Origin of the sequence: Klebsiella sp. CN_Kp073 (assembly GCF_040065495.2) — a bacterium.
Lineage (GTDB): Bacteria > Pseudomonadota > Gammaproteobacteria > Enterobacterales > Enterobacteriaceae > Klebsiella > Klebsiella aerogenes.
On the sequence record NZ_CM198051.1, the window covers coordinates 4,774,449 to 4,788,424 of the forward strand.

Genomic DNA, 13,976 nt, shown 5'->3' on the forward strand with positions numbered 1-13,976 from the left:
GGGAACGAGTTATGAAAACGTTAGGTGAATTTATTGTCGAAAAGCAGCACGAGTTCTCCCACGCTACCGGTGAGCTGACTGCTTTGTTGTCGGCAATAAAACTGGGCGCCAAGATCATCCACCGCGATATCAATAAGGCCGGTCTGGTCGATATCCTGGGTGCCAGCGGTGCGGAAAACGTTCAGGGTGAAGTTCAGCAGAAGCTGGACCTGTTCGCGAATGAAAAATTAAAAGCTGCACTGCGCGCACGTGATATCGTCGCCGGTATCGCCTCGGAAGAAGAAGATGAAATCGTGGTCTTCGAAGGGTGCGAACACGCCAAATACGTTGTGCTGATGGATCCGCTGGATGGCTCCTCCAACATTGACGTTAACGTCTCCGTGGGGACTATCTTCTCTATCTACCGCCGCGTCACGCCGGTCGGTACGCCAGTCACCGAAGAAGACTTCCTGCAGCCGGGTAACAAACAGGTTGCCGCGGGTTATGTGGTTTACGGCTCCTCCACCATGCTGGTCTACACCACCGGCTGCGGCGTGCACGCCTTTACCTACGACCCGTCACTCGGCGTCTTCTGCCTGAGCCAGGAGCGGATGCGCTTCCCGGAGAAAGGCAAAACCTACTCCATCAACGAAGGTAACTACATCAAGTTCCCGATGGGCGTGAAGAAGTACATCAAGTACTGCCAGGAAGAAGATAAAGAGACCCAGCGCCCGTACACCTCGCGCTATATCGGTTCTCTGGTGGCCGACTTCCACCGTAACCTGCTGAAAGGCGGCATCTACCTGTATCCTAGCACCGCCAGCCACCCGCAAGGGAAACTGCGTTTACTGTACGAATGCAACCCGATGGCGATGCTGGCGGAACAGGCGGGCGGCAAAGCCAGCGATGGTAAAGAGCGTATTCTCGATATCATCCCGGAAAGCCTGCACCAGCGCCGTTCGTTCTTTGTCGGCAACGACCACATGGTAGAAGACGTCGAGAACTTCATTAAAGAGTTCCCGGACGCTTAATTTCTGCCTTCCCTTCCCGCCTTGCGGGAAGGGAGCTCCCTGTCAGCGATTCACCGCCCCACCCACGCGAGTCACCGCCGCATTCTGGCGATTTTCCCACAGCACCGTCAGCCCGCGCTGCAGCGCAATGAAGATAAACAGCAGGATACCGATGGCAATCTTCGTCCACCATGAACTGAGCGTACCGTCAAAGTTGATGTAGGTCTGAATAAGCCCCTGAATCGCCACGCCGAACAGCGTCCCCAGCACCGTTCCGACGCCGCCGCTCAGCAGCGTGCCGCCTATCACCACCGAGGCGATAGCGTCCAGCTCCACGCCGACGCCCGCCAGCGCGTAGCCCGCCTGGGTGTAGATAGAGAAGACGATTCCGGCAAGCGTCGCCAGGCCGGTCGACAGCATATAGATGCGAATAGTGGTGCTACGCGTGGAAATGCCCATCAAATTGGCCGACGTGGCGTTGCCGCCGATAGCATAAACCTGATTGCCAAAGCGGGTACGGTGGGCGAGGAAAATGCCCAGGACCACCACCAGCAGCATCAGCAGCCCCATCGCGCTCAGGCGGCCGCCGCCGGGGATGGTCCACGCCAGCCCGGACAGAGTGTCATACAGCGGGTGGTTAATGGGAATCGACTCTTCCGAGACCAGATAGCTCACGCCGCGCAGGAAAAACATACCGGCGAGGGTGATGATAAATGCCGGGATCTTCAGCGCATCGATCAGCAATCCCATAAACGCGCCAAAGGCGCAGCCCATGGCCAGTACCAGCGGAAAGGCCAGCAGCGGCGAGATCCCCCAAAAGCCGATCGCTTTGGCGAGAAACACGCCGGTGAAGGCAATCACCGACCCGACCGACAGATCGATACCGCCGCTGAGGATCACGAAGGTCATGCCGACGGCGATAATGCCAAGGAAAGCGTTATCGGTCAGGATATTGCAAATCACCCGCGTCGAAGCAAACCCCGGAAACTGGGTCAGGCAGTAGAGATAGCCCAGCACGAATACCGCGAGGGTAATCATCAAAGGTAAATTACGTTTTATCACGGCCGCGTACCCCTTTCAGTAGACCGATAAAGCGCGGCGACTGAACGATCAGTACGCACAGCACCACCACCGCTTTCACCACCTGGTTGAGCTCCGGCGGGAAACCGGAGAGTAAAATCCCGGTGTTCATCCCCTGGATAATCAGCGCCCCCACCACCGACAGCAGCAGATTGAAGCGCCCGCCCATCAGCGAACCGCCGCCGATCACTACCGCCAGAATGGCGTCCAGCTCCAGCCATAATCCGGCGTTGTTGGCGTCGGCGCCGCGGATATCCGCCGCCACGATAATGCCGGCAATCGCCGCGCAGATGCCGCTTAGTACATAGGCCAGCATCACCACGATGCGGGTGTTCACCCCGGCATTTTTCGCCGCGCGGATATTGATCCCCACCGCTTCAATAAACATGCCGAGCGCGGTCCGGCGGGTAAACAGCCAGAACAGCAGCAGCGTTGCGACGGCGATAATCACCGGCGTCGGCAGTAGCAACAGGGAGCCGCTGCCGAGCCAGGAAAGCGCCGGCGAATCAAAGGTGACTATCTGCCCGGAGGTAATCAGCTGCGCGACGCCGCGCCCGGCAACCATCAGGATCAGCGTGGCCACGAAAGGCTGGATCTTCAGCACCGCTACCAGAATGCCGTTCCACAGGCCGGCCAGCGCGCCTGCGCCTAACGCGGCGAGCAGCACCACCGGCAGGCTGTGCCCGGCGACGGTCATTGAGGCGGCGGTCGCCCCGGCGATGGCCATCACCGCGCCAACCGACAGATCGATGCCGCCGGTGGCGATGACCAGCGTCATACCAATCGCCAGCAGCGCCACCGGCGCCGCGCGGTTGAGAATGTCAATCGGGCTGCCGAACAGCCGCCCATCCTGCAGCAGAATCTGGAAGAAATGCGGCGCCACCAGGCTATCCACCGCCAGTACCAGCAATAGCGCGATAATTTGCGGCATTCCTTTCGGCCAGCTCAAGCGCCGTTTTGGCTGTCCGCTTTGTGAAACAGTTCTGGGCATCATGCTGGGCTCCTTATGCCGCAATCGCGTTCATGATCGCCGGGACCGATAGCTCGGCGAGCGGGATTTCCGCTACCTGCTGGCGATCGCGCATGATAATCACCCGGTCGGCGTAGCCAACCAGTTCTTCAAGCTCCGAGGAGATAACCAGTAGCGCCAGGCCATCGGCGCAGAGGGTTTCTATCAGACGAATAATCTCGGCGTGGGCGCCGACGTCGATACCGCGCGTCGGCTCATCGAGGATCAGGAACTGGGGTTTGGTCAGCAGCCAGCGCGACAGCAATACCTTCTGCTGGTTGCCGCCGGAGAGAAATTCGATTGGCTGTTCAGCGCTGGGCGTCCTGATACCTAACTGGCGAATAAAGCGTTCGGCAATCTCATGCTGTTCACGGCGCGGGATCGGCCGCAGCCAGCCGCGCTGCGCCTGTAGCGCCAGCACGATATTTTCCCGCACCGAAGCAGCGGCGATGATGCCGTCGGTTTTGCGGTCTTCCGGACAGAAGCCAATGCCGAGGCAGGAGGCCTGATGCGGCGAGCGCAGCGTTTGCGGCTTGCCCTTGATCCACGCTTTACCGCTGTCGGCGGGCTTGATGCCGAAGATGACCTCCGCCGTTTCAGTGCGACCGGATCCCAACAGCCCGGCCAGGCCGACGATCTCGCCCGGCCGCACCTGCAGAGTAAACGGCGCAATCGTGCCCTTCTTGCCAAAATCTTCAAACGCCGCCACCGGCTTATCGCTGAGCAGCGTGCGCCCGGCGCGCTGCAGCGCCTGATGGTCCAGCTCGCGCCCCAGCATCATTTTGACCAGTTCGATTTGCGGCAGCTCGCGGGTCTCCCGACAGCCGACGAAGCTGCCGTTGCGCAGCACGGTAATACGGTCGCTGACGGCATAGACCTGGTCGAGAAAATGGGTCACGAAAATCAGGCTGACGCCGTTATCGCGCAGCTGGCGCATCAGGGTGAACAGCATTTCCACTTCCTGAGTGTCGAGGCTGGCGGTCGGTTCATCGAGGATTAGTACTTTCGCCGACAGGTCGATGGCCCGGCAGATAGCGACGATTTGCTGCATCGCCACCGAAAAACGGTTCAGCGGTTCGCGCACGTCGAGCGAGAAGCCGTAAGAGGCCATCAGCGCGGTGGCGCGCTTTTCCATCTCTTTGCGCCGCAGCAGGCCAAAGCGCTTCGGCTCGCGACCAATAAACAAATTATCCGCCACCGACATATTCGGCAGCAGATTAACTTCCTGGTAGACGGTACCGATACCCAACTGCTGAGCGTGGGCGGTGTTTTTCGGCGAAATTTGCTGGCCTTCCAGCCAAATCGCTCCGCGTTCGGCATGGTACACGCCGGTGAGCGCTTTAATCAGCGTCGATTTTCCGGCGCCGTTTTCGCCCAGCAGGGCCATGATTTCGCCACGCCGCAGGCTGAAATTGACGTTATCCAGCGCCTTCACGCCGGGGAAGAATTTACTGAGTCCTTCGGTACGAAGGATCTCCTGGTGTTGGTCGCTGGTCATGGTTCCCCCTGCATCACGCCGGATGGCGCTGCGCTTATCCGGCCTACAAAAGAGCGAAATGTAGGCCGGGCAAGCGTAGCGCCCCCGGCATTTTCATGAAGGCTTAGTAACCCATATTTTTCTTCTTCTCTAACTCTTCTTTTGCCGTATCCGGCAGGTAGAGGGTCGATTTGGTAATGGTCAGCTTCTCAGGCAGGGTGCCGTCTTTTTTGTATTTTTCCAGCGCATCAAACGCCGGACCGGCCATATTCGGCGTCAGCTCGACGCTGGCATTCGCCTCGCCGGCGATCATGGCTTTATAGATATCCGGCACGCCGTCGATAGAGCCGGTGAGGATATCTTTGCCCGGCTTCAGCCCGGCCTCTTTAATGGCCTGGATCGCGCCAATGACCATGTCATCGTTATGGGCGTAGACCATGCAGATGTTCTTGCCGTTATTCTCCGCTTTGATAAAGCTCTCCATCACCTCTTTCCCCTTACTGCGGGTGAAGTCGCCGGACTGCGAGCGGATAATCTTGATGTTGGGGGCTTTGGCAATCGCCTCGGCGAAGCCTTTCTTACGATCGATAGCGACGCTGGCGCCCACGGTACCCTGGAGCTCCACGACGTTACACGGCTTACCATCGACGGTTTTCACCAACCAGTCGCCAATCAGTTGGCCTTCCAGCACGTTGTTGGCGGTGACCGTGGTCATATACAGCGACTTATCTTTAACGTCGATCGAACGGTCGAGGAGGAACACCGGGATATTGGCCTCTTTCGCTTCTTTCAGTACCGGCTCCCAACCGGTCGCCACCACCGGCGCGATAAAGATCGCGTCCACGCCCTGGGCAATGAACGAGCGCACGGCTTTAATCTGGTTTTCCTGTTTTTGCTGACCGTCGGCAATCTTCAGAGTGATGCCACGCTTCGCCGCTTCTTCCTTAGCAACATTCGTTTCGGCCGCGCGCCAGCCCGACTCAGAGCCGACCTGCGAAAATCCTACGGTCAGGTTGGCGGCTATCGCCATAGACGACATAGCTGCCGAAACCGCGGTGACAAGAAGTAAGCGCTTCCACATAAGATGATCCTCGTAGGGTTATTGTTGGTTAAATGCTCACCTGCGAACAAACTATAGACAATCCGTTATGTAACTGAATGCGTTACATCACACTTCGAAAAAGTAAATAAAATGTTAATTACTGCGATTTATCTGAGCTGAGCGGCGATAAGGCTTCCCGCCCAACGGCATGGCCTGCGCCAATGGCGAAAATTTGTCTTCTGGATAACCGCCGTTCGCGATAATGAAAGCGTTTACACAATTTTATTCAGAATGTAGCTATCTTTATGGATTTTAGGGTTATCTGATGAGGAGAAATTCAGACGCTTCCCCCTGCATCAGGGCAAAAAGAAGCGAAGACATTCGATGTGAGTTGGCTATAATACCGGGCACTTGTTTGCCAAACATTTTTAAAGGAAACAGACATGAGCTTACTCAACGTACCTGCGGGCAAAGAGCTGCCGGAAGACATCTACGTCGTTATCGAAATCCCAGCTAACGCAGACCCAATCAAATACGAAGTTGACAAAGAGAGCGGCGCGCTGTTTGTTGACCGTTTCATGTCCACTGCGATGTTCTATCCGTGCAACTACGGCTACATCAACCACACTCTGTCTCTGGACGGCGACCCGGTTGACGTGCTGGTCCCGACCCCGTACCCGCTGCAGCCAGGCTCAGTTATCCGCTGCCGTCCGGTTGGCGTACTGAAAATGACCGACGAATCCGGTGAAGATGCCAAGCTGGTTGCGGTACCGCACACCAAGCTGAGCAAAGAATACGATCACATCAAAGATGTGAACGACCTGCCGGAACTGCTGAAAGCCCAGATCACTCACTTCTTCGAGCACTACAAAGATCTGGAAAAAGGCAAGTGGGTTAAAGTCGACGGTTGGGACAACGCTGAAGCGGCGAAAGCTGAAATCGTTGCTTCCTTCGAGCGCGCTAAACAGAAGTAATTCTGTATCAGGCAGGGTCATCCCCTGCCTGACTGCGGCACGGATTGCCGCAATATCACCATGGAGGGTACCCCGTGAAAAGCACTCGCTATTTCACCCTGAACTATTCCGGTTTCACCACAGCAGCCTCTGAAGGGCAAACCTATTTGCGCCTCATTGCTGGCGAGCATGTCTTTTATACCAATAAACGCCATTTTAGCGATCCCACGCTTTTTGACCGCCTGCAGCTTAACTACCCCCTGCACATCGGCGCCCGCCGCTTGCGTAATGGTTGCTACTGGATCCACTGGTTGAGCGACGGCGCAACGCTACTTGAACCTGACCAGTTAGCAAAGCCATGGGCCCGGCCGCTGCTGTTGGTTAGCCTACTGGTCCTCATCGCAACGCTCATCCCTGTCATTTACATCGATTCAGAATGGGGAAAGATGGGCTTCGGCATTATCGCGGTACTGGCGTTAATCGCGCTGCTGTCTGGCCTCTGCGAGCTACTGTTTCGCCCGGCGTTAAAACGCCTCCCGGATATGCGCGATCTGCTGGCGAAGATGAATTTGGCGCGCCGCGGCGACTTCTCATTTTGTCAGGCGATACAGGCAACGCCGCCGGTCGATCGTCAGGCGGCGCTGGCTTTTACCGAAACGCTTCCGCAACGCTATGCCGTCAGGACGGGAAAAATTAGCAATATCATTTTTAAGAAGTGGTTCACGGGAACCCCAACGCGGGAATACCACGGTGTTGGGATGCAATGCGATGCTGCGCCGCTGGCTTTCTTCTGGCAGATCGGTTTCGCCAATTTCGGCCTGCATCCCCTTTTTTACCGCCGTCAACCGCCCTTTCTCGCTATCGGCGATCGGATAGTCGCCGTTTACCAACGGGAAAATAACGACATCCATGCGTTATACAACGTCAGCGACGGGGGCGCTTTTCTGAAAAATCATTCCTGTTATCCCGGCGACCGGCAAATGTCGCTACTCTATAACCTGTTCTATGGCATCGCGCTGGTGCTGTACTTACTCGTACTTGGCATGGAGTTAAATAACCCCTACAAGTCAGGCAGGGATTTTTGGTGGTTGCTTCGCGATTCACTGGACATGTTGTCTCTCTTACTACTTTGCTTCAGCGGAACGCTGGCAATCCTGGAGCTTATCGGCCCAGTTGCCCGCTGTTTGTCACAAAGCGTACGTGACTGGCTGGCGCTGCGAACGGCGGTAAGAGGTTACCTCAGGCGAGTCGCCGCCAACACCCCATTACAGGAGATAGCATAATGTTCAGCACCCTAACACGGCGGTTGTCGTTTCTCGCACTCACCACGCTGGCGGCCCTTCTGTTGCTTGGCAAGAGTCATTTTCATTTGTGGTAATGGTATAGCGATTAAACGAGGAATATACGCTGACAGCTGATGGCCACAAGGTAAAAAAACAACGCCACCCGAAGGTGGCGTTGCCGTTTTCAATTACTGGTCTCTGTCCAACCAGTTTCCGCTCTCAATCTGCGCAAACCCCTCGACGGAGCGCTGGTAGACATACATCCACGCGCTGCCGTAAGGCGTTTGGATCAGATGGCGCGCGTATTCACCGCCCTTGGTGCGCAGCGCATCCAGCTCGGCCAGCGTTGATGCGTCGATACGATACACTTCACCATGTACTGTGCCCTCGCCCGGCACCGCGCCTGGATAGTGGCCCAGGCTGTACAGCTGATAATCGTCGACACTATGAGCGCCCAGCAACTGGGCGTTGGTCATCCAGTGGCTGTTGCCTTGTTTGCGTCGTAAACTGCCGTAAACAAATATTCGCATTGCTAAAACTCAAACTGATAGAGCAAATCGAGAGCCTGGTCTACGCCAGACACCGCTTCCATATATAGCTTAGGCATCAGGCGATAACGCAGGGTAAGCGTCGCCAAAGAGTCGAAGATGCCGACGCCGTATTTTACCTGAAGACCCGGCAGCACATAGCCGCTGACCACCACCTGGGAGGAGTCGCCTACCCCCTGGGTATCCAGCGCCAAATTGCTTACGCCAAACGTCTCGCCGATTTTACCCACAACCTGACCACTTTGTGCAACCCCCATTCCAATAAGCATTGAGGTCATCGCCGCACTATCGCTCTGTTCGCTGCCTAAACCCTGACCGCGCAGCAGATAAGAAAGCGCCTCCTGCTGCGACATTGCCGGGTCGGAGAAGATCTCGGCCTTCGGCTGATCGGCAGAACCGGTGACACGAACGCCGGCGATCACGTCGTCTTCGGTGGCTTCCGGGTTACGAATCGCTTCGATATTAAGCAGCGGCTGATCCGGCGGCCCGGAGAACAGCAGCTCGCCTTTACGCACGATCAGGTCCTGACCGTAAGCGTGGAAACGGCCTTCCGGAATATTAATCTGGCCGTTGAGCCCCAGCCCCTGCTTATCCTGCGCCACTTTCAGATCGCCGGTCAGACGCGCTTTCAGGCCGAAAGCGTCCAGACGCACGTTGTTGCCGACGTGAATCGTCAGGTTGCTGTTGATCGGAATACCGGCGCTCTGCGGCTTGATCGGCTTCAGATCTTTATCCAGCATCACCTCATCGGAAGAGACGCCCACCGCGCTCTCCGGCACCTCGTTCACGACGATGCGCGCCCACGGTACGTCGACGCGGCCATCGAGGTTAAACAGGCTTGGCGTCGCGGTAAACACCACATCCGGAGAAACATCCAGGCGGACCATCGGCGGCACGGTAATGCGCACCCGGCTGCCCTTCGCCGCAATCTGCGCGCGCCAGTTATCGATTTGCGTCCAGTCGGCGTTGCCGCTCAGCGCAATCTGTCCCTGTTTGGTATTCACCGTCCCCTGCAGGGTCGAGCGAGTCCCGTTGAAGTTCATCGCCAGCTGGCTCGGCTGCATATCAAACGGCATAAAGTTGCCGTCGATATCGACGCCGCTCAACTGCATCTGGCCAAACAGCTGCGGGCTCTGCAAGTTGCCGCCCAGACGCAGACGGGCATTAAGCTTGCCTTCCGCTTTCTCGCCGCGAGCGAAGATCGGGTTAATCATCGCCAGCGAGAAGTTGCTGATGTTGACGTTGCCGCCAAGGTTACGCCGCCCCTGCGGGTCGGTCACTTCCACCTGGCCATCAAGCTGGCCGTTATTGGTCAGGCGTATCAGCCAGCCCAACTGCGCCCGGTTGTTATGCAGGTCGGCGCTGAGGTTAAGCGTATCGAACGCCACCGGCAGCGGCGCGTCGTTGACCGTCTGGGTAACTTTGACGTTGCGCCCGCTGAGGGTGACTTTGCCCTGAGGCAGTCCCTCTTTGGTGGTGTCCCAACTGACATCGGCGTTACCGCTAAACACGCCGCTTGCCTGGGTCGCGTCCGGCATAAACGGCTTCAGCATCGCCAGATCGAAACGGTTGAGATTGACCACCGCGCGCCCGCTGGCGCCGGCATCAATGGTTTGCGGTACGCACAGCTCGGCGTTCGGGTTGCTCCAGCAGTGCGGCCCGATGCTGATTTTCTGCTCCTGATTACGGTAATCCAGCGCGATGTTGCGCGTCAGCGCTACCGGCCCGACCGGCGTCTGGAAACGGGTATTGCTCAGAGTGCCCTTCCAGCGCTCCTCTTTACGATCGAAGCTGCCCGCCAGCGTCAACTGGCCCGACACCGGCTCACCCTGTACGCGCAGCTGTAAATCATGCTGCTTCTCGGTACCTTTGGCATTCAGCTGCACCAGGCTGATGTTGACGCCCGGCTGGCTGATGCGATCGACGCGTACATCAAGATTACCGCCAATCTGATCGCTGGACTTCACGTCGCCTTTGACGTTGACCTGGGCTACCGTCAGTTCCTGCCAGCGTAAGGCGCGAGCGGTGATATCCGCCAGCAGCTGCGGCGCGTCGATGGTGCCGCGCACCTTCAGCAGACCTTTCGCCGTGCCGCCAAGCCCCGGCAGCGCGTTGTCGAGATGTGGCGCGTCGATGGTGGCGTCAAGGTTGAGGTCTTTCACTCCCAGCTCGCCTTTTACGTCGGCGCTGTTTGGGCCAAGCGCCAGATGCAGTCCCGGCACTTTCCACTGCATATAGCTGTTACCCTGCAGCGAACCGTGGACATCCACTTTATTCTGTTTCACGTTGCCGGTAATTTTCAGCTCGGGAACCGCCATCTGCCAGCTGCTGCCATACAGGCTACCCTGGGTTTTGATAATCCCGTTCAGCTTCGACGGCCAGTCCGGCACCTCTTTGGCGGTATTAATGCCATCGAGCGTCAATTCACCGCGCCAGCTGATCGCCTGCTGCCAGTCGAGCAACGCTTTCAGTTCGGTTTTCCCCTCCAGCGCCGCCACGGTCAGCTTATCGATATTTACCTGCTGTTCGTTGCCTTTAGCATTAAGGGTAATTTTAGCCGGCGGCAGCGACTGCCCTTTGACCGCGGTACTGAACGCCATGGTGTAGTCGGTCATTTTGCCGCTGAATTTCAGCTGCAGATCATCCGCCTGGAACTGTTTCTCGCCGGTAAACGGCCAGTACAGCTGTTTACTTTTCACTTCCATATTCAGCGGCAGACCGGCTTCCGCCAGCTGCGCTTCGGCGCGCAGGGTCATGGCCACCGAGCCGGCTAAATCCACGCCGACCTGCAGTTTTTTACGCAGCTCGCCGCCTACTTTCAGCTTCACCTTCTCGCCTTTCAGCGGGTCGATGTTCAGCGTGCTGTCGAGGGTGATATCAACCGGCCAGTTATCCTGCAGTTGCGCGGTGCCGGAAGCGGTAACCTTGCCCTGGTCGGAATCGACGTCCAGCGCATCGAGCTTCATCTGCCCGTCGATGCTGCTGACCTTCAGCAGCAGGCTGTAGACGGTCATATCGGTGTCGCCAGTCAGGCGCAGCTGTTCGCCGCGGAACTCCTGAATATTAAGATTCAGCGGCAGATGCACATCGACCATTTCCGGCAGCACCGGCTGCGAGAACAGATCTTTCATCGTCTCGCCGAGCGGTTTCTCTTCCGGTTTCGGATGGTCAATTTTCGGCTCCACCACCTGCTCCTGCGCCACTTTCGCCACCTTCGGCAGGGCGATGAGCAAGCCCTGGAGCGAAGTCGGCGTCAGGGTCAGGTTTTTCTCCTGCCAGTTCAGGCCGGTGGAGAAATCGCGCAGCGAAACGGCGGTGTCGTCGATTTTGACATTGACGTTATGCAGCGCCACGCGGCTGAGGGTAATAGGATATGGCGTCGACAGGTTCAGCGGGCCGGAATCTTCTTCCTCTACCGGCGTCGAAGGCGGCATCTTTTTGGTATCGATAGCGACGTAGATATCGCGCAGCGAGATATCATTAACGCACAGGCTGCTATCCCACAGACAGCGCAACTTGACGCCGAGATGGAACTGGCCGGCCGTCACCGCCACGCCCGGCTGTTCGAAGCGTACGTTCTGTAAGGTCAGGTCGCGCCAGCCGCCGGTGACCTTGCCAATCTCCAGTCCCGGCACCCAGCGGTCCGCCGCTTTCAGTACCAGATGCAAACCGGTAGTGGTGCCGACTAAAAAGCCGACCGCGCCAATCAGCAGCACTAAAAAGAGTAATACGCCGAGGCTTATCTTCTTCCATAAACTCATAATTCAGGCCCCAGACCGATGTAAAACTGTAAACCGTGTTCTTCTTTGTCGCCGATGGGTCGGGCGATATCCAGCTTGATCGGCCCAACCGGCGACTGCCAGCGCACGCCGACGCCCGCGCCGGTTTTAAAATCGCTTTTACGGATATCGCTCACCGCTTCGCCGCTGTCGATAAACGCCGCGCCCCACCATTTCCCGGTGACGTTGTATTGATACTCCAGCGAACCTGTCGCCAGCTTTGACGCACCGATCAGCTTGCCGTCGTCATCTTTCGGCGAGATCGACTTGTATTTATAACCACGAATGCTGCGGTCGCCACCGGCGAAGAAACGCAGATCCGGCGGGACTTTGCTGAAGTCATCGGCTTCAATCCAGCCGAGGTTGCCGCGCACCACGAAGCGGTGGCGGTCATAGAGGGTGCGGATCCACACGTCCTGCGCCTGCATGACGATAAAGTTAATGTCCGAGCCCCACATGGTGTTGGAGTAGTCCACCGAATAGCGCTGGGAATCGCCCCAGGTCGGCATCAGGCCGCCGCGGGAACGGGTGCGGTTTACCGAGACCCCGGGATAAAGCAGCATGGTGGTATTGGTAACGTTAGCCTGCGTAAAGTGGTCCAGACTCCAGCGCAGGTTAATCGCGCGCTGCCAGCCGCTCGACATCTCCCAATAGCGCGACAGCGCCAGGGTGGTGGAGTCGGCCTTAGTATCGTTAAGGTCGGTACGCTTAAAACCGCCCTGCATCAGGTAATACTGCTCAAGCGGGCTTTTTAGCAGCGGGACTTTGTAGCTAAAATCAAGCTGCTGTTCCGGCGCGGAGAGGCTGACGCTGGAGGTCAGGCTGTGGCCGTAGGAGTTCATCCACGGCTTTTTCCACGTCGCTTTCACGCGCGGTCCGACGTCTGTCGAATAACCGATCCCGGTTTCCACGGTGTTCTCTTTGCGTGGCGAAACGACGCCCTGCAGAGGCAGCACCTTGGTTTTACGTGATTTATCAAACTGCGGCGCGACGACCACCGAGTTAAACCAGCCGGTCGCCGCCAGGCGGCGGTTCAGCTCCGCCAAATCCTGTGAGGTGTAATAATCACCCTGTTTAAAGGGCACCAGGTTTTGCAGGTACTCTTCGCGGATCTGCGAACCGGTAAAACTTACCGGGCCAAAGCGGTAACGCTCGCCGCTGTTGTAATCGATGTCCCAGAAAGCCTGATGGCGATCGAGCGATACGCCAAGCTGGCTTTTATTGAACTCGCTATCGAAATAGCCTTTGCGCAGCGCCACCTTGGTGAGCGAGCTCTTGAAGCCGTCATAGTCGCTGTGATTGAGCACCGTGCCAATTGCCGGACGCGTTTTCAGCAGATCCAGGTAATCGTGGTCGGTGCGCGCGCCGCCGCGCAGGATCACCTCGGTACCGCCAATGCGCACCGGCTCGCCGGGAGTTACTTTGGCAATCAGTACCTGGCGCCCTTTCTTGGGCGGCGGACGTAGATCGAAATCGATGGTGGGTTCATAGTAACCCAGCGCTTTCAGCCCCTCGCGGATGGCGTCATCGACGCGCGCGCGAAAACGACGGTCCGGCGTGACTTCATCGCTCTGGATCGTGGATAGTTGGGCGCGGACGTTTTTTTCCAGTTCCCCGGATAACCCCTCAACCTGCAAACGCACATTCGCTGCGCTGGCGACCCCGCTGACCAGCAAAAGGCTGGTAACGCATATCTGGCGGATTTGTTGCACGTGTTCTCCTGAATATCCTTGTTTCCCCCCGAAGGAAACGCAAGTGCCGCTCCACGGCTTAACAAAACCCTAACAACTAAGGGTTGAAAAAGTGACGGTAACCC

General features: G+C 57.5%; 10 protein-coding genes. 3 read left to right on the forward strand and 7 right to left on the reverse strand.

Translation table 11 applies throughout. The features are described from left to right. Positions 1-11: 11 nt before the first annotated feature. Positions 12-1,010, forward strand: coding sequence for a class 1 fructose-bisphosphatase (gene fbp / locus ABLV66_RS22965; RefSeq protein WP_015368583.1), 999 nt, complete (start codon positions 12-14; stop codon positions 1,008-1,010). A 42-nt stretch (positions 1,011-1,052) separates the two neighbouring features. On the opposite strand, the gene yjfF is transcribed toward fbp, so the two are convergent. The 4 genes from yjfF to ytfQ all read right to left on the reverse strand — a co-directional run bounded on the left by yjfF (position 1,053) and on the right by ytfQ (position 5,636). Then, positions 1,053-2,051 (reverse strand): galactofuranose ABC transporter, permease protein YjfF, encoded by a 999-nt coding sequence (yjfF, locus tag ABLV66_RS22970; protein WP_015368584.1) that lies wholly within the window; start codon positions 2,049-2,051, stop codon positions 1,053-1,055. Continuing rightward, on the reverse strand, positions 2,038-3,063 hold the full coding sequence (gene ytfT / locus ABLV66_RS22975) for a galactofuranose ABC transporter, ATP-binding protein YtfT (RefSeq protein ID WP_047078407.1): 1,026 nt from the start codon (positions 3,061-3,063) through the stop codon (positions 2,038-2,040). Before ytfT ends, yjfF begins: the two co-directional genes overlap by 14 nt. Positions 3,064-3,073: 10 nt before the next feature. After that, positions 3,074-4,576 (reverse strand): galactofuranose ABC transporter, ATP-binding protein YtfR, encoded by a 1,503-nt coding sequence (gene ytfR, locus ABLV66_RS22980; protein WP_045394681.1) that lies wholly within the window; start codon positions 4,574-4,576, stop codon positions 3,074-3,076. Positions 4,577-4,679: 103 nt separating this feature from the next. Beyond that, a complete protein-coding gene (ytfQ, locus tag ABLV66_RS22985; RefSeq protein WP_047046248.1) occupies positions 4,680-5,636 on the reverse strand; it encodes a galactofuranose ABC transporter, galactofuranose-binding protein YtfQ in 957 nt (318 codons plus the stop codon). A gap of 404 nt (positions 5,637-6,040) precedes the next feature. On the opposite strand from ytfQ, the gene ppa reads away from it, so the two are divergent. After that, on the forward strand, positions 6,041-6,571 hold the full coding sequence (gene ppa / locus ABLV66_RS22990) for an inorganic diphosphatase (protein WP_015368588.1): 531 nt from the start codon (positions 6,041-6,043) through the stop codon (positions 6,569-6,571). Between the two features lie 74 nt (positions 6,572-6,645). Continuing rightward, positions 6,646-7,833: a hypothetical protein gene (locus ABLV66_RS22995; RefSeq protein ID WP_348877052.1), complete on the forward strand. Its 1,188-nt coding sequence runs from the start codon at positions 6,646-6,648 to the stop codon at positions 7,831-7,833. Between the two features lie 188 nt (positions 7,834-8,021). Here the strand turns inward: ABLV66_RS22995 and ABLV66_RS23000 are convergent, their stop codons facing one another. The 3 genes from ABLV66_RS23000 to tamA are packed head-to-tail and all read right to left on the reverse strand — an operon-like array spanning position 8,022 to position 13,872. Further along, positions 8,022-8,363 carry a gamma-glutamylcyclotransferase family protein gene (locus ABLV66_RS23000; protein WP_015704194.1) on the reverse strand — a complete coding sequence of 114 codons (342 nt, stop codon included), beginning with the start codon at positions 8,361-8,363 and terminating at the stop codon, positions 8,022-8,024. A 2-nt stretch (positions 8,364-8,365) separates the two neighbouring features. Then, positions 8,366-12,142: an autotransporter assembly complex protein TamB gene (gene tamB, locus ABLV66_RS23005; RefSeq protein WP_047078405.1), complete on the reverse strand. Its 3,777-nt coding sequence runs from the start codon at positions 12,140-12,142 to the stop codon at positions 8,366-8,368. Continuing rightward, positions 12,139-13,872, reverse strand: a complete 1,734-nt coding sequence (tamA, locus tag ABLV66_RS23010; RefSeq protein ID WP_045396922.1) for an autotransporter assembly complex protein TamA — start codon at positions 13,870-13,872, stop codon at positions 12,139-12,141. The genes tamB and tamA overlap by 4 nt, the downstream gene beginning before the upstream one ends. Positions 13,873-13,976: the final 104 nt, after the last annotated feature.

Bases quoted from the DNA above. Each gene is read 5' to 3' on its own strand.
- ytfT (WP_047078407.1), bottom strand. From the start codon at position 3,063: ATGATGCCCAGAACTGTTTCACAAAGCGGACAGCCAAAACGGCGCTTG.
- tamB (WP_047078405.1), bottom strand. From the start codon at position 12,142: ATGAGTTTATGGAAGAAGATAAGCCTCGGCGTATTACTCTTTTTAGTG.
- ytfR (WP_045394681.1), bottom strand. From the start codon at position 4,576: ATGACCAGCGACCAACACCAGGAGATCCTTCGTACCGAAGGACTCAGT.
- ytfQ (WP_047046248.1), bottom strand. From the start codon at position 5,636: ATGTGGAAGCGCTTACTTCTTGTCACCGCGGTTTCGGCAGCTATGTCG.
- ABLV66_RS23000 (WP_015704194.1), bottom strand. From the start codon at position 8,363: ATGCGAATATTTGTTTACGGCAGTTTACGACGCAAACAAGGCAACAGC.
- fbp (WP_015368583.1), top strand. From the start codon at position 12: ATGAAAACGTTAGGTGAATTTATTGTCGAAAAGCAGCACGAGTTCTCC.
- ppa (WP_015368588.1), top strand. From the start codon at position 6,041: ATGAGCTTACTCAACGTACCTGCGGGCAAAGAGCTGCCGGAAGACATC.